The 19698-nt window shown below is 54.4% G+C and carries 18 protein-coding genes and 2 pseudogenes; 5 read left to right on the top strand and 15 right to left on the bottom strand.

Annotation, left to right across the window (positions count from 1 at the left end; all coding sequences use genetic code 11):
• The first annotated feature begins 2 nt into the window (after positions 1-2).
• A pseudogene (locus GPJ68_RS05190) lies at positions 3-488 on the top strand (Hcp family type VI secretion system effector).
• A gap of 60 nt (positions 489-548) precedes the next feature.
• Positions 549-920: pseudogene (locus GPJ68_RS05195) on the top strand (DDE-type integrase/transposase/recombinase); the annotation flags it as partial.
• Between the two features lie 168 nt (positions 921-1088).
• On the opposite strand, the gene cbdX reads toward GPJ68_RS05195, so the two are convergent.
• From cbdX to puuD, 13 genes are all read right to left on the bottom strand, one after another.
• Positions 1089-1178 (bottom strand): cytochrome bd-II oxidase subunit CbdX, encoded by a 90-nt coding sequence (gene cbdX, locus GPJ68_RS05200; protein WP_016151902.1) that lies wholly within the window; start codon positions 1176-1178, stop codon positions 1089-1091.
• A 13-nt stretch (positions 1179-1191) separates the two neighbouring features.
• The gene (gene appB, locus GPJ68_RS05205) at positions 1192-2328 is read right to left on the bottom strand and encodes a cytochrome d ubiquinol oxidase subunit II (protein WP_109017861.1); all 1137 of its coding nucleotides are present in this window, start codon (positions 2326-2328) and stop codon (positions 1192-1194) included.
• Positions 2329-2339: 11 nt separating this feature from the next.
• Complete coding sequence (appC, locus tag GPJ68_RS05210; RefSeq protein ID WP_180837160.1) at positions 2340-3884, bottom strand: cytochrome bd-II oxidase subunit 1; 1545 nt, start codon at positions 3882-3884, stop codon at positions 2340-2342.
• Between the two features lie 89 nt (positions 3885-3973).
• The gene (locus tag GPJ68_RS05215) at positions 3974-4831 is read right to left on the bottom strand and encodes a hydrogenase expression/formation protein (protein WP_016155779.1); all 858 of its coding nucleotides are present in this window, start codon (positions 4829-4831) and stop codon (positions 3974-3976) included.
• Positions 4824-5231, bottom strand: a complete 408-nt coding sequence (gene hyaE, locus GPJ68_RS05220) for a hydrogenase-1 operon protein HyaE (protein ID WP_016151906.1) — start codon at positions 5229-5231, stop codon at positions 4824-4826. Before hyaE ends, GPJ68_RS05215 begins: the two co-directional genes overlap by 8 nt.
• Before the next feature lie 5 nt (positions 5232-5236).
• Positions 5237-5818: a hydrogenase 1 maturation protease gene (gene hyaD, locus GPJ68_RS05225; protein ID WP_016151907.1), complete on the bottom strand. Its 582-nt coding sequence runs from the start codon at positions 5816-5818 to the stop codon at positions 5237-5239.
• Positions 5815-6549, bottom strand: coding sequence for a Ni/Fe-hydrogenase b-type cytochrome subunit (gene hyaC, locus GPJ68_RS05230; protein WP_172860626.1), 735 nt, complete (start codon positions 6547-6549; stop codon positions 5815-5817). The genes hyaD and hyaC overlap by 4 nt, the downstream gene beginning before the upstream one ends.
• 18 nt (positions 6550-6567) lie before the next feature.
• Positions 6568-8361, bottom strand: coding sequence for a Ni/Fe-hydrogenase large subunit (gene hyaB, locus GPJ68_RS05235; protein ID WP_172860628.1), 1794 nt, complete (start codon positions 8359-8361; stop codon positions 6568-6570).
• On the bottom strand, positions 8358-9485 hold the full coding sequence (gene hyaA / locus GPJ68_RS05240) for a hydrogenase 1 small subunit (protein ID WP_046276297.1): 1128 nt from the start codon (positions 9483-9485) through the stop codon (positions 8358-8360). Before hyaA ends, hyaB begins: the two co-directional genes overlap by 4 nt.
• A 208-nt stretch (positions 9486-9693) precedes the next feature.
• Positions 9694-10974: an FAD-binding oxidoreductase gene (locus GPJ68_RS05245; protein WP_172860629.1), complete on the bottom strand. Its 1281-nt coding sequence runs from the start codon at positions 10972-10974 to the stop codon at positions 9694-9696.
• A gap of 2 nt (positions 10975-10976) precedes the next feature.
• Complete coding sequence (puuC, locus tag GPJ68_RS05250) at positions 10977-12464, bottom strand: aldehyde dehydrogenase PuuC (protein WP_046276298.1); 1488 nt, start codon at positions 12462-12464, stop codon at positions 10977-10979.
• Positions 12465-12601: 137 nt separating this feature from the next.
• Entirely contained in the window at positions 12602-13159 is a 558-nt protein-coding gene (puuR, locus tag GPJ68_RS05255) for an HTH-type transcriptional regulator PuuR (protein WP_016151913.1), read from the bottom strand.
• 25 nt (positions 13160-13184) lie between these two features.
• The gene (puuD, locus tag GPJ68_RS05260; RefSeq protein ID WP_016151914.1) at positions 13185-13949 is read right to left on the bottom strand and encodes a gamma-glutamyl-gamma-aminobutyrate hydrolase; all 765 of its coding nucleotides are present in this window, start codon (positions 13947-13949) and stop codon (positions 13185-13187) included.
• A 211-nt stretch (positions 13950-14160) separates the two neighbouring features.
• On the opposite strand from puuD, the gene GPJ68_RS05265 reads away from it, so the two are divergent.
• From GPJ68_RS05265 to GPJ68_RS05275, 3 genes are all read left to right on the top strand, one after another.
• Complete coding sequence (locus GPJ68_RS05265) at positions 14161-15579, top strand: glutamine synthetase family protein (RefSeq protein WP_046276299.1); 1419 nt, start codon at positions 14161-14163, stop codon at positions 15577-15579.
• Between the two features lie 386 nt (positions 15580-15965).
• Entirely contained in the window at positions 15966-17354 is a 1389-nt protein-coding gene (locus tag GPJ68_RS05270) for an APC family permease (protein WP_016151916.1), read from the top strand.
• Positions 17355-17519: 165 nt separating this feature from the next.
• Positions 17520-18083, top strand: a complete 564-nt coding sequence (locus GPJ68_RS05275) for a DJ-1/PfpI family protein (RefSeq protein ID WP_016151930.1) — start codon at positions 17520-17522, stop codon at positions 18081-18083.
• 49 nt (positions 18084-18132) lie between these two features.
• Here GPJ68_RS05275 and GPJ68_RS05280 read toward each other — a convergent pair whose 3' ends face one another.
• Together GPJ68_RS05280 and GPJ68_RS05285 are read right to left on the bottom strand one after the other, a co-directional pair.
• A complete protein-coding gene (locus GPJ68_RS05280) occupies positions 18133-18879 on the bottom strand; it encodes a cyclopropane-fatty-acyl-phospholipid synthase family protein (protein ID WP_109017856.1) in 747 nt (248 codons plus the stop codon).
• Positions 18880-18890: 11 nt separating this feature from the next.
• On the bottom strand, positions 18891-19148 hold the full coding sequence (locus GPJ68_RS05285; protein WP_016151932.1) for a YjhX family toxin: 258 nt from the start codon (positions 19146-19148) through the stop codon (positions 18891-18893).
• Positions 19149-19698: the final 550 nt, after the last annotated feature.

Genomic DNA, 19698 nt, shown 5'->3' on the forward strand with positions numbered 1-19698 from the left:
AAATGGCTGTACCGGTACACCTGATTTTGAAAGATGATGGCGGATCGCAAATTATGGGATCGTGTGATGTTCATGGACGTGATGGAAGCATTGAACTACGCAGTTTACAGCACGGTGTAATCATCCCTACCGATCCCCTCACTGGTAAAGTTACTGGCTCACGTCAACATTGCTCTTTTAACTTCACCAAAGAGATTGACAGTTCATCGCCGTACCTTTTCAAAGCCGTAGCTACAGGGCAGACGCTTAAAAGCGCTGAATTCAATTTCTACCGAATTAACTAGAGTGGACAAGAGGAAATCTACTACACGATCACGTTGGAAAATGTGAAGGTGGTGAGCCATAACCCTGTTATGCACGATACCAGAACGGTGACGGGTACAGGACACATGGAAGAAGTTTCCTTGAGCTATGAGAAAATCACCCATCTGTATAAAGACGGTAACATTATTCACTCTGACGCCTGGAACGAAAAGAAACAAGCGTAATGAAAAGGGGGGCGTTGCGCGCCCTGTAGTGATATTGCCAGAGGCAATGCCTATCCCCTCAAAGCGCTGGAAATGGCGTGGGAAACTCGCGGTAAACCAGTCGGAGTGATGTTCCACGGTGACCAGGGCAGCCACTATACAAGCAGGCAGTTCCGGCAGTTACTGTGGCGTTACTGGATCAGGCAGAGTATGAGCCGACGCGGAAACTGTTGGGATAACAGTCCGATGGAACGCTTCTTCAGGAGTCTGAAAAGCGAGTGGGTGCCGGTGACAGGCTATATAAACTTTAGCGAAGCTGCTCATGCGATCACAGACTATATCGTCGGGTATTACAGCGCACTAAGGCCGCATGGCTATAACGGAGGGGTACCCCCAAACGAATCGGAAAGCCGATACTGGAAAAACTCTAAAGCGGTGGCCAGTTTTAGTTGACCACTACACTTTCGGCTCTTCGAACCCTTCCATTGCAGCACCACACTGCCGTTTATAGATAAGCTTGGTGCTAACCAGGGGTTGGGTACAGCCATGCTGCTTTTGTGTGAACGAATAAAGACTCCCCGAATAAACAGGGGAGCCTGGAAGCGTAACGCATGCGCAGGGCTATTTCTGCCGTGACTCAAGCCAGACCAGCGCCAGCGTGGAGAGCGTGCACATCAGCAGAATGCCGACAAACCAAAACAGATACCACATCGTACAGTCCTCCCTAATAAAGTTCGTGGTTGTGGCGGCGGATGGTTTCTACGTTGATTCGTCCCAGCATCTTGTAATAACTCCACAAGGTATAAAGCAGAACTATCGGTAGGAAAATCAACACAATAACCAGCATGATATTGAGCGTCATCTGGCTGGAGGTACTGTCCCACACCGTCAGGCTAGAGAGTGGATATGCGCTGGATGGCATCACAAATGGAAACAGGGTGATTCCAGCGGTGAAGATCACACAGGTCTGGGTCAATGAAGCAAACAGAAATCCCCACACGGCCCGACGTTGCCCGCAGGCATAGATCGCGAGCATTGGAAAAATCATGCCCAACAGCGGAATAACCAACAATAGTGGTGAATTTTCAAAGTGCGCCATCCACGCGCCCGGTGCGGTCGTTACTGCCTTTAATAGCGGGTTGGACGGTCCATTAGGATCCTGGCTAAGCAGCACATAGCCGTCGATCCCTGTCCACAGCCAGTACCCGGCTAACAGGAAGCAGAGCACCACTAACATCGCGCTGCGTCGGGTGGCAGACAGCGCGCGCAGGTGAAGAATGCCGTCGGTTTTCAACTGGAGCCAAACGCCCCCCTGCATAATGACCAACATCAGGCTTAATGCGCCGCACAGTAGGGCAAAAGGAGAGAGCAATTCCCAGAAAGTGCCCAGGTATTGCACATGTAATTGTGGTGTGAACACAAAAGGCACCCCCTGGAACAGATTGCCGAAGGCGACGCCGAAGATAACCGGTGGCACCAGGCTGCCGATAACCAACCCGGTGTCCCACATGGCGCGCCAGCGTGCATTCGCTATTTTACCGCGATAATCAAAGGCCAACGGACGAAAGAAAAGGGCGCACAGCACCAGAATCATCGCCACATAAAACCCCGAAAATGCGGCAGCATAGACGCGCGGCCAGGCTGCGAATAATGCACCGCCCGCCAGAATGAGCCACACCTGGTTACCCTCCCAGTGCGCCCCTACGCTATTGATTAACACCCGACGTTCATCATCGTTGCGCGCGATCAGCGGTAACAGGCAGCCGACCCCCATATCAAACCCGTCAGTGACCATAAAGGCCACCAGAATAATGCCAATCAGCAGCCACCAAATGAGCCGCAACGTTTCATAATCCAACATGATGCTCTCCTTTATTCCTGTTGTTGTGCCGGTTGTTGACGTTGCATCGCATCTGGACCAAGACGCGCGTATTTTTGCATCAGGTAGACTTCGGCAATTAAAAACAGGGTGTAAAGCGTGAGGATTAGCCCCATGGAGAAGGCCAGTTGGCCCGCGCTCAGCGCAGAGTGGGCGTACCAGGTCGGCAAAATATCCTGAATCGCCCACGGCTGACGGCCAAACTCCGTCATAAACCAGCCTGCTTCAATGGCAATCCACGGTAGCGGTAGGCTCCACAGCGTTATGTGCAGTACCCAGCGATGCTGGTCGATACGCCAGCGTAAAGTCTGTATCAGCGCAATCGCCATCACCAGCAGCAGAAGGGAACCGCACCCAATCATGATGCGAAAGCTCCAGAACACGGGGGCGACTTGCGGAATAGCGCCGCGTTGTGCGGCCTGATATTGCGCTGGCGTGACATGGTTCATGTCAGGGGCGTAGTTGGCCAACAGGATGCCGTAACCCAGATCTTTTTCCACGGCGTGAAAAGCGTGCAGTAGCTGAGGCGTGCGGTTACCTTTGGCGATTTCCTGCATCAGCAACCATGCTTCCCGGCCCCGCTGCAGGCGGGGTAGCGCGTCTGCCATCAGGTTCTTCAGCCCCGGAACTGGCGTATCTAAAGAGTGAGTCGCCAGGATACCCAGCAGGGCCGGTATCTTCACGGAAAAGGCGTTACGCTCTTGCTCCTGCTGCGGCCAGGCTATCACATGAAAGGGCGCAGGTGCCGGTTCGGTTTGCCATTCCCCTTCCATTGCCGCCAGTTTTACCGGCTGGCGTTGGGCGACCTCATAGGCTGAGCTATCTCCCAGTTGCACAGTGCCGAGGATAGCCAGTGTGCCAAAGACGGAACCTACCGCGAAGGAGCGCAGGGCGAACTCGCGAGCGCGACCACGCAGCAGATACCAGGCGCTGATGGACATCACAAACATGGCGCCTGTGACATAACCGGACATCACGGTATGCACAAATTTCACCTGGCTGATGGGGTTAAAAACCAGCTCGCTAAAGCTGCTCATCTCCATGCGCAGGGTATCAATATTAAAGTGAGCGCCCGTTGGATATTGCATCCAGCCGTTGGCGTTGAGGATCCACAGGGCCGACATATTGGAGCCAAACGCTACCAGCCAGGTCACCAGTAAATGCTGGTACTTGTTTAAGCGCTGCCAGCCGAAGAAGAACAGCCCCACGAATGTGGATTCAAGAAAGAAAGCCATCAAGGCTTCCATCGCCAGCGGAGCACCGAAAATATCGCCCACATAGTTGGAATAGAGCGACCAGTTAGTCCCGAACTGAAACTCCATGGTCAGGCCGGTCGCCACACCGAGCGCAAAGTTAATACCGAATAACTTTCCCCAGAAACGCGTCATGTCGCGGTAGACTGTTTTGCCCGTCACCACGAACAGGGTTTCCATGATGGCCAGCAAAAAAATCAGCCCCAGCGTCAGGGGAACAAACAGAAAATGGTACAGCGCGGTCAGCGCAAACTGCCAGCGCGATAAGTCAATGACGTCCCACATGCGAACTCCATCAGGCATTAGAGAGTGAATAGATAAGGAAGAAAACGCCAGACCCGCAGCAGAAAAGTATGCGGGTCGGGAGAAGGGGATCAGGCTGGCGGGCCGGATGCCAGCCAGCTACAGACTTCATCCAGACGCTGGAGCGAGTCGAGCAGATCCTCCGGAGCAGCCAGTACCAGTTCCGGTAATGGACAGATCTCATAACTCTCGAGCAGAAGCCCTTTCAGGGTATCCAGACAGCGCACATGCCAGACATGGCGCAGCGCCGTGGCGTCGATTTGGCTCTCGCCGTAGCCGATGGTGCGGATCTGAATGCGTCCTTCGCCACACAGGCGGGAGAGGAACTGGCGATCCGCATCGCTAACCGGGAGTTGGGTGAGGTTAATGCTATGAGGTTGCGTGGCCGGATCGCGCACGTGCGCCAGCAGTTCCTGAGCCAGCGTCAGGCCATTCATCAACCCATCGACGGGCGGAGGCAACAGGCTATCGTCTGGCAGCGTCGTGATTGTTGCTGCCTGCCAAAGCGCCCGTGGCGCACTGCCTGCCTCCAGATGCTCCTCCCATTGACCCAAGTCATTCTGGCAACGCACCCGCCAGATTCCGCAGAAAATAGACTCCTGAATCTCACTCGCCCTGCCGTCAGCCTGCTGGATACGCACGGAAACTTCGCCTTCGCCGAGCAGCGTATTCAAAAACGTGAGGTCGTCTGCGTTGAGCGTGGATAAATCCCATCCCAGCACGTCCTGTTTTACGGGGATTTTCTGGCTAAGCTGGTGGCGCACGTCGGCTAACAATGCCATCACCGCCGGGCTGTGCGGACAGTTTTCCAGCCTCGCCATGCTGGGGCTGCTGTTGACCTGGCAGGTGAGGGGCAAGGGATTCATGCTGAAGCTATCATCGCCCGGCTGGGTTCCCGGCCCCAGCAGATGAAAAAAGGTATCACTCATCTTGCAGGCTCCGGGGGATGCGTTCTTCAACGAGGGGGCGCATCAGGTTGAGCAGGTCGGCCCACGGATGGATGCCGCTGAGAATGCCGCGCAGCTCGCCGTGGATAAATACCAGCGTGGCCGGGAAGCGGAATACGCCAAAACGATCGCCGATAGCCTCGCTGTGCTCGAGATCCGCCATAGCGATTTGCCAGTCAAACTGGGGAAACTCGCGGAGCAACTCGGCAATCATTACCGGGTTATCGCTGACTTCTGGCGTGCGGCGGGGATCGCTACTGAGCAGCACCACGCCATCACGCACACGCGTTACCCAGTCATCCAGTTCAGATGCGGTCAGCGGTTGCCAGCCGCGCGCCAGCATGCGTTGCCATAGCGCAGAAAATGGTTTGTCATTCAACATGTTGCTTATCTCTCCAGCGTTACACGATACTGGCGAATACGCACGCCTTCATAGTTTTCCAGCGACAGGCATTCATAGTTCAGGCAACGCGTTTCATCGATTGTCTGTGGCGCGATGCCCCACGCGGCCAGTTGCGTTAGCGCGGCTTGTTCTGCCGCCGGGAGCTGAGCGCGCGCAATGTCGGTCAGGCTGCCGCCATAGTCGTCCAGCTGCACCGGCTGTAGTCCTACGAGGGCGATGTGGGCGGGCAGATGACCGCGAATCTCCGCCAGAGCAAGCACTTCGGAGAAGCTGTTCTGATGCAGACTCATTTTTTTGGCGCTGAGGTAACTGGGGACTTGTTCACCGGCGTAGGATTGCAAAGTGCCTGGCGCGAGTCCGTAGTCGATAGCGTCCAGCAGCAACAAATGGCTGGCCTGCTCAACGTAGCCCAGCAGATTCAGCCCTTGCGTGCCGCCGTCGACAATCTCTACCCATTCCGGCCAGTGATAGTGGGCGTACAGGCGTTCGGCAACGCGAATGCCAAATCCTTCATCTGCCCACAGCAGGTTGCCTAAGCCCATCACGATGACGTTAGGTTCGCTCATGACGCCTCCTTATCATGCTGGCGTTTGGCAAATTTGTGGCTACGGTAGCCGTTGATCATGGTTGAGATGACGGTATTGTCAGACATGATGTCCTCGCGGATAGCCATATACACATGACCGATGATGAAGGCGGCGATGAACCACATCCCCAACCGATGCCAGCTGTGGATATCGAGAGAGTTACCGCCGGTCCAGTAGAAAAACTCCGTCACATAGCGGAAGGGGGTAAAAATGGCGTACTGGCTATGCTCGCTGTATAAGGCAAAACCGGTGAGGATCATAAAAACTGAGAGCAGGAAATAACCGAACATCGCCGCCTGCGCGACGGGGTTATGGCCGATATCTTCTCCCGGTTTTTTTTCCAGAAACAGATACCAGCGCACCACCGAAAAGGCACCCTGCCACCAACTGCGACGCCAGACAGGCACGATAAACAGCTCGCGTGAATAGCGATTGCCGACGAAGGCCCAGTAAATGCGACCCAACAGTATCACCGTAAACACCATGGCTGCGGCGAAATGCACTAACCGGATGTCGCCCATGTAGAACAGGTAAGTGGCTTCGCCGTTGACCGACGGCAGTGGTCGGCCAATGAAGTATCCGGTTACCATCAAAACCAACATGCAGCCCACTGTCAGCCAGTGCCACAAGCGTACGGGTGCTTCAAACACATAGTGGCTGACGGCGGTATCACGCGCCTCCCCGACGCGTGGGGATATCTTTCCAGTCATCGTTCCGTTCCTTAACGCTTAGCGAACCTGGACTGCGATAAGTTCGTTGCCGTCGTCGCCGAGGACGTGGGTTGAACATGCCAGGCATGGGTCGAAGCTGTGCAAGGTGCGCAGGATCTCCAGCGGTTGATCCGGTATCGCCATTTGGGTGCCCATCAACGCCGCCTCGTAGGCGCCAATTTGCCCCTTCGGATCGCGCGGGCTGGCATTCCAGGTGGTCGGCACTACGCACTGATACACGTCGATTTTCTGGTCGCGAATCGACGCCCAGTGACCGAGTGCTCCGCGCGGCGCCTCGGTAAAACCGATCCCACGGCACTGCTGCGGCCAGCTTGTAGGCTCCCATTTTTCGGTATTCGCCGTAGCCAGATTGCCGTTTTTCAGATTGGTCATCAGCTTATCGAAGAAATATTGCAGCTTGCTCACGGCCCACTGCGCCTCGTGCGCGCGGCATAAAATACGCCCCAGCGTCGACTGCATACCCGACAGCGGCAGTTTGAGTGCGGACATCATGCGATCGACGGATTCAATCGTGGCGGCATCCCCTTTGTGATAGGCAATCAGCGTACGCGCCAACGGTCCAACTTCCATGGCGTGTCCGCGCCAGCGCGGGGCTTTAATCCACGAGTAGCGTTCCTGTTCGTTGAGCTGCTGGATATCGGTATCGCTGCCTTTGACATCGCCGGGGTTGTACCAGGGTTCAGTAATCCCCTCGAACGGGTGACGACCTAATTGATCGTCCGGATAACGGTACCAGGCATGATCGACAAACTCCTGAATTTGCTGCTGATCGGCCAGAACCACCGGCATGACGTTGTTAAAATCACCGTTAATGACCGCGCCGCCAGGCATTAACAGGCTCTTCGCGCTGAAGTCGTTGGCAATATCCGGGAACGCGCCGTAGCTTAAGACGCACTTATCAGACAGCCCGGTGCCAATCTGGCTCCAGGGTTTGTTGAACTGGCCGATAGCCAGCGCGTCAGGAACCATGACGTTGTTGATGAAGTCGGCGGTGCGGGTGATGATCGACTGTACCAGGTTAAGGCGTTCCATATCGACCGCACCAACCGCGCCGCTCTGATCGATATTGATAGCGCATGGCATGCCGCCGACAATCCAGTTAGGATGCGGATTCTTGCCGCCAAACACCGTATGGATTTTGATAATCTCGCGCTGAAAATCGAGCGCTTCCAGATAATGGGCAAAGCCCATTAGGTTAGCCTCTGGCGACAGTTTGTACTGCGGATGTCCCCAATAACCGTTGCGGAAAATCCCCAACTGACCGCCGTCGACAAATTTCTTCAGGCGGTTTTGTACGTCAAAGAAGTAGCCCGGGGAGGACATAGGCCAGGCAGAAAGGCTTTGTGCCAACTGCGAGGTTGCGCGCGGGTCGGCTTTCAGGGCATTCAGAACGTCAATCCAGTCCATTCCGGCTAGCTGGTAAAAGTGGACCAGGTGGTCGTGGCACCACAGCGTCGCCAGCATAATATTGCGAATGATGTTGGCGTTATCGGGCACCTTGATGCCAATGGCATCTTCAATGGCATAGACCGATGCGAGCGCATGTACGCCAGTGCACACCCCGCAAATTCGTTCGACAAACGCCCAGGCATCGCGCGGGTCGCGCCCTTGCAGAATAATTTCCAGTCCACGGAACATGGTGCCGCAGGACACTGCGTTGGTGATGATGTTCTGCTCATCAATGTTCACCTCACAACGCATATGGCCTTCAATGCGCGTAATGGGGTCGACAACCAGGCGCCGGCCGGCATTATTGACCGTATATCCCTGGGTTTGATACGAATTGCTCATGCCTGTTTATCCTCATTGTCTGGCGACTGTTGTCCGGCGTCGGCTAATTGCTGTTTGTGGCGGTTATGTTGATTGACGGCGCTGGCGACTGCGTGGACACCGACGCTGGCGGCCACCACGCCAAGCGCGGTGAGGCCCACGGTATCGGCGGTTGAATGCGTCCCCATCTGCGGGATATCGACCACGCGGCTGTAGAACGAACCGCGATCCCAGAAGCCGTTCTCTGAACATCCCAGACACCCATGACCGGACTGGATGGGGAAAGAAACGCCGCCATTCCAGCGGGTGGTGGAGCAGGCGTTATAAGTGGTAGGCCCTTTGCAGCCCATTTTGTACAGGCAATAGCCTTTTCGGGCAGCGTCATCGTCCCAACTCTCAACGAACTCCCCGGCGTCAAAGTGGGCGCGGCGGTAGCATTTGTCGTGAATACGCTGACCATAGAACATCAGCGGACGCCCCAGACGATCGAGTTCAGGCAGACGATCAAACGTCACCATATAGGTAATGATGGCGCTCATGACATCCGGAATCGGCGGGCAGCCGGGCACTTTCACGATTGGCTTATCGGTGATCACCTTATCGATCGGCGTTGCCTGGGTTGGATTAGGCCGGGCGGCCTGCACGCAGCCCCAGGAGGCACAGGTTCCCCAGGCGATAATCGCGCTGGCGCCTGCCGCGGCTCTTTTTAGCTTTTCAATAAACGGTCGCCCGCCGCTAATGCAGAACATTCCTTGTTCACCCAGCGGAGGATTGCCCTCGACGGCCAGAATGTATCGGCCGTGGTAGCGGCTCAGAATGTCTTCAAATACCTCTTCGGCCTGCGTTCCGGCGGCGGCCATCAGGGTGTCGTCGTAATCAAGAGAAATCAGGGAGAGGATGACGTCTTTGGCGAGTGGGTGAGAGGAGCGGATAAATGATTCGGTGCAACAGGTGCATTCCAGCCCGTGGATCCAGACGACCGGGATCCGGGGTTTGTTTTCCAGCGCCCAGGCTATTCTGGGCGTCATTGCGGCTCCCAGCCCAAGCGATGTTGCTGCGAGGCTGCAATATTTGAGAAAACTGCGTCGACTCACCCCTTTGCGGCGCATCGCCTGATAAAAGGTCTCCTCGTTATTCGTATTCATAACACGCGTTTCTTCCCCCGTTGAGTTCTGGCCACGTCGCCAGCGATAATCTAAAAAAGCCTATCCGATCAGCAGGGAGAAACAATGCAAAGTGTAGGGTTATGTCCTATTGCGATATTTTCGTGCCCGTTACCTGTTTTTCACTGTCCGGGAATAAAAAAACGCACAGGGGAGACCGCCCTGTGCGTCGGGTTTATTGCGGAAGAACTTAAACCCCAAGGCGATCGCGTAAGCTGTAATATGCCGCCCCCATGGCGGTAAACGGAATGCGCAGGCTGCGCCCCCCCGGGAACGGGTAGTGCGGCAGTTTGGCGAAAGCGTCAAAGCGCTCGGCATCCCCGCGCAGCAGTTCAGAAATCAGACGTCCTGCCAGGTGGGTACAGGTCACGCCGTGGCCGCTGTAGCCCTGCATATAGTAAATGTTGGTATCAAGACGGCCGAACTGCGGCATGCGAGATAGCGTTAACAGGAAATTACCGGTCCAGCGGTAATCAATTTTTACCCCCTGCAATTGCGGGAAGGTTTTCAGCAGTTTCGGCATTACCAGACGTTCAATATCGTCCGGATCGCGGGCGCCGTAGACCACGCCGCCGCCGTACAACAGGCGGTTATCGCCGGTCAGACGGTAGTAATCCAGCAAATAGTTACAATCTTCTACACAGTAGTTTTTTGGAATCAGCGAGCGTGCCATCTCCGCAGACAACGGTTCGGTGGTTAACACCTGTGTGCCGCATGGCATGCTGCTTTTTGCCAGCGCAGGCTCCAGTTTGTCGCCGAGGTAGGCGTTGCCCGCGACGATCACAAAGCGGGCCGTAACCTGACCTTTTTCGGTGCTGACCACCGCCGGGCTGGTGTGCTGGATACGGGTGACCGGCGACTGTTCGAAGACGCGCCCGCCGTTCAGACGAATGGCGTTAGCTTCGCCAATCGCCAGGTTCAGCGGATGAATATGACCACCGCTGTGGTCGAGCAGCGCGCCGACATAACGATCGCTGCTGACTTCGCGACGAATTTCGCTGCTGTCTAACAGTTCAAGCTGCGTGTTGCCGTAGCGTTCCCAGTTCGACTTCTGCTCCTCCAGCGTTTCCATCTGCTTGTGGTTCAGCGCCACAAACAGTCCGCCGGGGCGATAGTCGCATTCGATCTGATAACGCTTGATACGTTCGCGGATGATATTACCGCCTTCAAACATCATGCTGCCAAGCATTTTGGCGGTGTCCGGACCGTAGGTGCGCTCGATGACGTCGATATCGCGACTGTAGGAGTTCACCAACTGACCGCCGTTACGTCCGCTGGCCCCGAAGCCAATACGTGCGGATTCCAGTAGCACTACGTCGTAACCCATCTCCGCTAAGTGCAGGGCGGAGGAGAGACCGGTATATCCACCGCCCACGACGCAAACATCACAGCTAACCGACTCGCTAAGGGTGGGAAACGGTTCGTACTGATTGGCGCTTGCGGCGTAATAACTGCTGGTATGTTCAGTCATGATTAAGGCTCCAGGGAGATCCAAATGGTTTTCAGTTCGCTAAATTTTTCCAGTGCATGCAGGGACTTATCGCGCCCGTTGCCGCTTTGCTTATAACCGCCGAACGGCACAGTCATATCACCGTCGTTGTAGTTATTAATGAAGACCGAACCGGCCTTCAGGCGACGGCTCATGCGGTGGGCGCGCGACAGATCGCGGGTCCAGACCGCGGCCCCCAGGCCGTAGTCACTGTCGTTGGCCAGCGCCAGGGCTTCGGCTTCGCTGCTAAAACGGGTGACGACCAGTACCGGGCCGAAAATCTCATCGCGGCTGACGTGGGCTTGCGGGGCTGTATCGACAAAAATAGTCGGGCCGATAGCCGCTGGGTGTACATGGCTGCGACCATCCAGCGCCAGCGTGCCTTGCGCTTCACCGTCGCGAATAAAACCATGCACGGTGTCGGCATGCGCGTTGTCGATAAGCGTGCCCATCGTGGTTTCCGGATCCAGCGGGTTGCCCGGCTGCCAGTTTTTCGCCTGCTCTTTCAGCAGGGCGATGAACTCGTCGGCAATACTCTCTTCCAGTAACAGACGCGTACCGGCGATACAGACCTGACCCTGGTTATAGAAGATGCCTGCTGCAGCATTGGCGGCGGCTTTCGGCAGATCCGGGCAGTCGGCAAAAACGATGTTGGCACTTTTACCACCGGCCTCCAGCCAGACGCGTTTCATATTGCTGTCGCCAGCGTCTTTGAGCAGTTGCTTGCCGGTGCGGGTCGAGCCGGTAAAGGTGATCACATCAACATCCGGATGCTGCGACAACGCCTGGCCCGCTTCGTGGCCATATCCGCTCACCACGCTGAGAACACCATCGGGCAAACCTGCTTTTTTTGCCAACGCAGCAAGGCGAATGGCGGTTAGCGGTGATTTTTCTGAAGGTTTGAGGATCACGCTGTTGCCTGCAGCCAGTGCCGGGCCAAGTTTCCAGCAGGCCAGCAGCAGGGGAAAATTCCACGGCACGATGGCCGCAATGACGCCCACCGGCTCGCGCACAATCAGCGCCAGATCGCTCACCGAGGTGGTGGCCACTTCGCCATAGACTTTATCTATTGCTTCGGCGTACCAACGGATGGCGCGTGCCGCGCCTGGAATATCATCACGCAGGCTATGGCGAATCGGTTTACCGGTGTCGAGCGTTTCCAGTAGCGCCAGCTCCTCGTGATGCTGCTCCATTAAATCGGCGAACTTGTGCAGGACTGCCTTGCGCTCTGCGGGTGATGCTTGCGACCAGTCTCCGCGTTCAAACACGGTGCGGGCTGCGGTGACCGCGCGGTCTACATCCGCTTTTTTGCCGCGGGCGACTTTGGCGAGCGGACGTTGTCCTGCCGGATCCTGCGTAATAAAGGTTTCGTTATCGGCGGCTGCGCAATATTCGCCGTTAATAAATAAACGGGTCTCCGGCGAATAATGGCTGGCTTTTTCACGCCAATATTTAAGATTCTGAAAGTTCATAGCTACTCCTTTTATATCAATAAGATAAAGTTCGTTGCTGATCTTTTCAGGCAAAATCAGGCTGCACGATGCCCCAGGGATGTACCCTGTTAATGCGCGTTATTTAAGAAGGCCTGAGAAACTCAGGCCGCTACTTATTAGAAAGTGGTAGGAGTGTGGGCACTGATGATGCGGCAGATCCCTGCCGAGGTGTTGCTGAAGCTATGTGGTATACCGGTGTTAATGGCATAACTTTGTCCTGCAACAAGATGATACGTTTGACCGTTGATGGTCAGTATCACTTCACCTTCTAGTATTGTCCCAATCTCTTCACCCTGGTGTTTAATTCTCTCCCCGGTTGTCGTACCTGGCTGATAGGTTTCAAACATCATGGCCAGCGTACGATTCGGATTTCCGTTGTGTACCAGCTTCATGGATACTCCCTGACTCCCGATCTCAATCAAATCATCTTGATTGATAACCACCTGCGGTTCGTCAGGCTTTTCCGGTTCCGCGAAGAACTCGGAGAGCGACAGCCCATAAACTTTCAATAGCTTTTGCAGCGTACTGATGGCAGGACTGACTTTATCCTGCTCTATGGTGCTGATGGCGCTATGCGTTAACCCAGACAGTTCGGCGGCACGACGCTGTGAAAGACCCAATTGCTGGCGGATCTCTGACAAACGTTTACCCGGCGCCAGGCCGTCATCGCTCATAATTGCATTTCCTTAACTGTAGTGGTCAGAGTCGCTGTTTTTCAGCGAGGTGGTTCTGACAAGCGGTGATAAAACCTTCAAGTAACAAACGCGACAGGGCGTATTCGCTACTGTTCCATTCCGGGTGCCACTGCACACCAAGCGCGAAAGGATGGTCGTGAACGCTGGCTGCTTCCACTAATCCATCCTGCGAGCGTGCTTCCACGCGCAGTTGCGGGCCAAGGGTTTTTGCGCCCTGACCATGCAAGGAGTTAACCCAAAACGTGCTGCAACCTGGTATTAGCTGAGATAGCAATCCTCCCTGTTGAACCTGGACTTCATGAGATGGCGCATATTGCTGCTCCACCGGGAGTTCCGCATCTTCACGATGTTCCAGGAACTGTGAGTGATCGCACAGGCGACGATACAGAGTCCCGCCAGTGGCGACAACTAATTCCTGTAAGCCCCGGCAGATGGCGAAAATGGGAATGCGCCTTTCGAGCCCGGCGGTAATTAGCGCCATGCTCAGAAGATCACGCCCGGGATCGGCGTCAGACTCATCGCCATTTTCACCATAGAGGTGCGGCTGCACATTGCTTGGGCTTCCTGGCAGGAAGATACCATCCAGTTTCGGTAACAGCGCGTTCAGTAATTCGGGTTCCGCAAGCGCATGGGGAATCGCTATCGGTAATCCACCGGCGTTCAATACTGCATTCAGGTACTTTTCTTGCAGAGTCTGGGTCTCGTGACCCTTAAGCCTGTTCCTACACATCACTACACCAATAACTGGCTTGTCAAATATATTGCCCATGATCGACCTCACGTTTTGGAATAAATTATTGCCAAACGGTTCCTTGTTATGCCATTCCGTTCATTATTTTCTCAATCTAGCAGTGGAATAACCTTCTAGCAAACTTAATTTAACATTTGACAAACAATTTGTTTGCATCCAGAGTCGAAGAGTGGACATTATATTTAACAGTCAAATCACAGAACAGCTTACAGGCCAACGGCGGTGAATCATGGAAACCAATATCGTAGAAGTTGAGAATTTTGTTCAGCATTCTGAAGAGAGACGAAGTAGCGCGTTTGCGCGTGAAGTTAAGCAGTATCTGGAGCGCTATCCCAACACGCAGTTCGTGGATGTGCTGTTAACCGACCTGAATGGTTGCTTTCGTGGTAAACGCATTCCCGTTGCAGGGTTACACAAGTTAGAGAAAGGCTGCTATTTCCCGGCATCCGTTTTCGCGATGGATATTCTTGGCAATGTGGTCGAAGAGGCGGGATTAGGCCAGGAGCTTGGCGAACCGGATCGGACCTGTGTCCCGGTGCCTGGCACGTTAACACCTTCGGCCGCCGATCCGGAATGTATTGCGCAGATGATGCTGACGATGCTGGATGAAGATGGCGCTCCCTTTGACGTTGAGCCGCGGAACGTACTTAACCGACTCTGGCAGAAACTTCGCCAGCGCGGTCTGTTCCCCGTCGTAGCGGTAGAGCTGGAGTTCTATTTACTCGATCGTAAGCGCGATCCCGAAGGTTATCTGCAGCCGCCGTGCGCGCCGGGAACGGACGATCGGAATACGCAAAGTCAGGTTTACTCGGTTGATAACCTGAACCACTTTGCTGATGTGCTGAACGATATCGATGAACTGGCCCGTTTGCAGCTGATCCCGGCTGACGGCGCGGTGGCTGAAGCCTCCCCTGGGCAGTTTGAAATCAACCTCTACCATACCGATAACGTACTCGACGCCTGCGACGACGCGCTGGCGCTGAAACGCCTGGTACGGCTGGTGGCGGAGAAACATAAGATGCATGCCACGTTTATGGCAAAACCTTATGAGGAGCATGCCGGTAGCGGAATGCATATCCACATCAGCATTATGAATAATAAAGGCGAGAACGTGTTAGCCGATGCGAATGGCGATGATTCCGCGTTACTTAAACGTGCGCTTGCCGGGATGATTGATCTGATGCCTGCGTCAATGGCGCTGCTGGCGCCGAATGTGAACTCTTATCGCCGCTTCCAGCCGGGGATGTATGTTCCGACCCAGGCTTCCTGGGGGCACAACAACCGTACGGTGGCGCTGCGCATTCCCTGCGGCGATCGTGATAACCATCGGGTTGAATATCGCGTGGCGGGGGCTGACGCCAACCCGTATCTGGTGATGTCGACCATTCTGGCGGGGATCCTGCATGGTCTGGATAACGAGCTGCCGTTGCAGGAAGAGGTGGAAGGCAACGGCCTGGAGCAGGAAGGGCTACCGTTCCCGATCCGCCAGAGCGATGCGCTGTGGGAGTTCATGCAAAATGACAGTCTGCGTGAGTTGCTCGGGGAGCGTTTTAGCCATGTGTATCACGCCTGTAAACACGATGAACTGATCCAGTTTGAACGCCTGATTACCGACACTGAAATTGAGTGGATGCTGAAAAACGCCTGACAGGAAAGTGGCCCGGCGGCGGAATGTTTGTCGGGCCTGTCGCATTATTTAGTCATTGAAAAAAAGAAGTCGCATCATGCGGTCTGAGCGGAGCCAGCCCGTCAATATTGCAGGATCACCTGCCATTTCCCGGATGTCGCGTAATGGAGCGGCTTGCGACAACGGGTCTTCAGATAACCGACAGAGTTTGTGACGAGGAAATGTGATGATGCCAATGTTTAAAAACCCGCCCCGCGTGAGCATCCATGGCTCCCGCAGTAAGTACGGACCGCATCTGTGCCGTGCAACATTGACGCCTTTCTTTTGGCTTTCCACCCCGACACGACCCAGGTCTGCAGTACCCACGTTTCGAACGCAGATCTGGGCCCGTGGCGGGGAGGAAAGCTATGTCGACTAATTCTTCTGTAGATCTCGCGGCCCAGCCGGGCAAAGCACAGTTGCGTAAATCCCTCAAGCTGTGGCAGGTGGTGGTGATGGGGCTGGCCTATCTCACACCGATGACGGTATTTGACACCTTTGGTATTGTTTCGGGAATCAGCAATGGCCATGTTCCGGCCTCCTATCTGCTGGCCCTGGCGGGCGTGCTGTTTACCGCCATCAGTTACGGAAAGCTGGTACGCCAGTTCCCACAAGCCGGTTCGGCCTACACCTATGCGCAAAAAGCGATCAACCCGCATGTGGGGTTTATGGTCGGCTGGTCGTCACTGCTTGATTACCTGTTCCTGCCGATGATTAACGTCCTGCTGGCGAAAATTTACCTTTCCGCGCTGTTCCCGGGCGTTGCGCCATGGATTTGGGTAGTGATGTTTGTAGCGATCCTCACCGCGGCCAATTTGAAAAGCGTTAATTTGGTGGCGAACTTCAATGCGCTGTTTGTACTGGTGCAGGTCGCGATAATCGTGGTGTTCATTGTTCTCGTGGTGCAGGGGCTGCACAAAGGCGAAGGGGTTGGGACCGTCTGGTCGCTGCAACCGTTTATCAGCCAGAATGCGCATTTGATCCCGATTATCACCGGGGCGACCATCGTCTGCTTCTCGTTTCTCGGTTTTGATGCGGTAACCACGCTCTCTGAAGAGACACCGGATGCCGCGCGTACCATTCCAAAAGCAATTTTCCTTACCGCGCTTTACGGTGGACTGATCTTCATTGCTGCCTCGTTCTTTATGCAGCTGTTTTTTCCAGATATTAGCCGATTTAAAGACCCGGACGCGGCGCTGCCGGAGATTGCGCTGTACGTCGGCGGCAAACTGTTCCAGTCTATTTTCTTGTGTACGACCTTTGTGAATACGTTGGCGTCAGGTCTGGCGTCCCATGCCAGCGTTTCGCGTCTGCTGTACGTGATGGGCCGCGATAACGTCTTCCCAGAGAAGTACTTCGGCTATGTCCATCCGAAATGGCGTACACCCGCGCTGAACGTCATTATGGTCGGGATTGTGGCACTCTCGGCCCTGTTTTTTGACCTGGTAACCGCCACGGCGTTGATTAACTTTGGCGCGCTGGTGGCCTTTACGTTCGTTAATTTGTCCGTGTTTAACCACTTCTGGCGTCGTGAAGGACGTAAGCATACCTGGCAGGAAAAGTTGCACTACCTGGTATTGCCAATGGTCGGCGCCGCCACCGTTGCTGTACTGTGGGTGAACCTGGAGGTGACATCGCTGACGCTGGGACTGGTATGGGCTGGCGTGGGGTTGGTGTATCTCGCCTACCTGACCGGACGTTTCCGCAAGCCGCCGCCGCAGTTTGACGCCGCGAAATCTGAGCAGGCCTGGGAGTGATAGAAACTTCAGGTATTAACAACAGGGCGCGCCGTCAGGGGCAACCACCTTCAGACGTCCGGTGACGGTGTGTCCTGCGGTATTTATTAATGTCGTGAAATGCGTGGGCTATAGTAAAGATGGCCGTTATTTCTCATCATTAATAACCGTGAGCGGGGGATGTGAATGAAGAAGATACTGATGCTGGTCGGCGATTATGTCGAAGATTATGAAACGATGGTGCCTTTTCAGGCATTGCAGATGCTGGGCCATCGTGTTGATGCCGTCTGTCCGGATAAAAGTCAGGGGGACTACGTTCAAACCGCTATTCATGATTTTGATGGGGCGCAGACCTACAGTGAAAAACCGGGTCATCGTTTTACGCTGAATGCAAATTTTGCCGAGGCGCGGGCCACCGATTACGACGCGCTGCTGATCCCCGGCGGACGTGCTCCGGAATATCTCCGGCTGAATCCGGATGTTATTAAGCTGGTGCAAGATTTCAACGCTGCCGGTAAGCCTATCGCCGCGGTCTGTCATGGACCTCAGCTGTTAGCGGCGGCGGGGGTGTTAGAAAACCGGACCTGTAGCGCCTATCCGGCCTGTGCGCCGGAAGTTCGTCTGAGCGGCGGGCATTACGCAGATATCGGCATTGATCAAGCCCACGTGGATGGCAATCTGATTACCGCGCCTGCATGGCCCGCGCATCCGCAATGGCTGGCTAAATTTGTTGAAGTATTAATGAAGTAAGCGATGAAAAAAGTCGGTATATCCTGCCTGGTTATACCGACTGTAGATATTACCTCTGTATGAGTGCGAACACGCCCCAACCAATGTACTCCCGGGTGAAGGCTACGTGGCGTGCTGGTGAACTCCTCAGTTGCTCTCTGACTTCCGGGGCAAATTCATCGTCCGGATTTGCCTCCAGCCAACGGCGCATCGTCAGCCATTTTGCCGCCTCGTATCTGTCCCAACCCTCCTGGTCAGCCAGCACCATTTCAACCACGTCATAACCGAGCAGGTCGAAAGATGAAACGAGCTCTGGCAGAGAAAGAAAATCGGTCACCGAAGTCGCGCCGCAAGCCTGGGCGATGCTCTCCGTTGCAGGCGTCTGACGCCAGTACGGTTCGCCGATGAGCATAATTCCACCTGGTTTGAGACTTTGTTCCAGTTGTCTGACCGTTCCAGCGACGCCGCCGGCAATCCAGGTCGCACCAACGCAGGCGGCAATATCGAATTTTTCTTCGGCGATATAACCTGTTGCATCGGCATGAATAAAACGCACGTGCTCATTGACTCCCAACTCTTTGGCCCGCAGGGTGGCTTGCTCACTGAACAGCCGGCTCATATCGATACCAACGCCGGAAATACCGTGATCGCGTGCCCAGGTGCACAACATCTCACCCGAACCGCTGCCGAGGTCCAGAATGCGTGTTCCCGGTGCCATCCGTAAAACCTGGCCTAACGTGGCGTATTTCTGTGCGGTGAACGGATTATGAATGCGATGTGCGCTTTCGCTGATGGTAAAAATCTTCGGGATATCCATCTCTCTCTCCTTTAGCGATTATCAAGTTGGGCGCGAACGTTGTTCAGGCCGGTCGTATTAATACGGTAGGGCTGACCATTGACGGATTTGATCAGTTTCTTGGTTCTGAGCTTTTTGAACACCTCGAGCGTGCAGTCGCAGAGCAGCAACCCTTCACGGCTATAGCATTCGACGGAAGTGACGCGGCCAGAGGCATCGCGGACGTGAGCAATACGGCCACCTTTGGCGAGAACGTGTAAGGTACGTTGTTCCTGACGGGATAAATTCATACTGGAAAACCTGTTTAATCATCATGTGCAAAACGTGCAAACACACAGCGGTGTCCGCATTCGAATTCGGCGCATTGATAACCAGTCCGGCCTGAAAAGGTCGGGAAGCTGATTATCAGATGATTACATTCTCCAGCATCAAAGCCTCGGGTTGAGTTGAAAGGTATTTACATGCTGAATCATACCTGCAAGAAACAGTAGGGGAACCTCCTTGTAGTCGAAGTGTGATCTGTAACGAAAAATTGTATTTCTTTTATTTAATGACTTTTTAATTCTCGTTATGTAAATCGCATTTATTCATTAAATTAATTTAATGTTTCAGCGTCGTCAGAAACGCTATCGGTAGCCATACAGCATTGCTATTCTTTTTTTATCACCTCATTGATTAGTATGATTTACTCTTTTTGCTGGTAAATTTTGTTCTTTGATAAATGCTCCTTTATCATAATTGTGGTTTTAAATGAAATTTGCAATTTAATGTTTTTAAGAATTTTCTTAATGTGGCTAAGTGTGTATACTCGGTGCTGCAAGAAGCGCTTCTGTTATCATT

The sequence above is a fragment of the Citrobacter sp. 172116965 genome, assembly GCF_013458095.1.
Classification (GTDB): domain Bacteria; phylum Pseudomonadota; class Gammaproteobacteria; order Enterobacterales; family Enterobacteriaceae; genus Citrobacter; species Citrobacter braakii.

Bases quoted from the DNA above. Each gene is read 5' to 3' on its own strand.
- cbdX (WP_016151902.1), bottom strand. From the start codon at position 1,178: ATGTGGTATCTGTTTTGGTTTGTCGGCATTCTGCTGATGTGCACGCTC.
- appB (WP_109017861.1), bottom strand. From the start codon at position 2,328: ATGTTGGATTATGAAACGTTGCGGCTCATTTGGTGGCTGCTGATTGGC.
- appC (WP_180837160.1), bottom strand. From the start codon at position 3,884: ATGTGGGACGTCATTGACTTATCGCGCTGGCAGTTTGCGCTGACCGCG.
- GPJ68_RS05215 (WP_016155779.1), bottom strand. From the start codon at position 4,831: ATGAGTGATACCTTTTTTCATCTGCTGGGGCCGGGAACCCAGCCGGGC.
- hyaE (WP_016151906.1), bottom strand. From the start codon at position 5,231: ATGTTGAATGACAAACCATTTTCTGCGCTATGGCAACGCATGCTGGCG.
- hyaD (WP_016151907.1), bottom strand. From the start codon at position 5,818: ATGAGCGAACCTAACGTCATCGTGATGGGCTTAGGCAACCTGCTGTGG.
- hyaC (WP_172860626.1), bottom strand. From the start codon at position 6,549: ATGACTGGAAAGATATCCCCACGCGTCGGGGAGGCGCGTGATACCGCC.
- hyaB (WP_172860628.1), bottom strand. From the start codon at position 8,361: ATGAGCAATTCGTATCAAACCCAGGGATATACGGTCAATAATGCCGGC.
- hyaA (WP_046276297.1), bottom strand. From the start codon at position 9,485: ATGAATACGAATAACGAGGAGACCTTTTATCAGGCGATGCGCCGCAAA.
- GPJ68_RS05245 (WP_172860629.1), bottom strand. From the start codon at position 10,974: ATGACTGAACATACCAGCAGTTATTACGCCGCAAGCGCCAATCAGTAC.
- puuC (WP_046276298.1), bottom strand. From the start codon at position 12,464: ATGAACTTTCAGAATCTTAAATATTGGCGTGAAAAAGCCAGCCATTAT.
- puuR (WP_016151913.1), bottom strand. From the start codon at position 13,159: ATGAGCGATGACGGCCTGGCGCCGGGTAAACGTTTGTCAGAGATCCGC.
- puuD (WP_016151914.1), bottom strand. From the start codon at position 13,949: ATGGGCAATATATTTGACAAGCCAGTTATTGGTGTAGTGATGTGTAGG.
- GPJ68_RS05265 (WP_046276299.1), top strand. From the start codon at position 14,161: ATGGAAACCAATATCGTAGAAGTTGAGAATTTTGTTCAGCATTCTGAA.
- GPJ68_RS05270 (WP_016151916.1), top strand. From the start codon at position 15,966: ATGTCGACTAATTCTTCTGTAGATCTCGCGGCCCAGCCGGGCAAAGCA.
- GPJ68_RS05275 (WP_016151930.1), top strand. From the start codon at position 17,520: ATGAAGAAGATACTGATGCTGGTCGGCGATTATGTCGAAGATTATGAA.
- GPJ68_RS05280 (WP_109017856.1), bottom strand. From the start codon at position 18,879: ATGGATATCCCGAAGATTTTTACCATCAGCGAAAGCGCACATCGCATT.
- GPJ68_RS05285 (WP_016151932.1), bottom strand. From the start codon at position 19,148: ATGAATTTATCCCGTCAGGAACAACGTACCTTACACGTTCTCGCCAAA.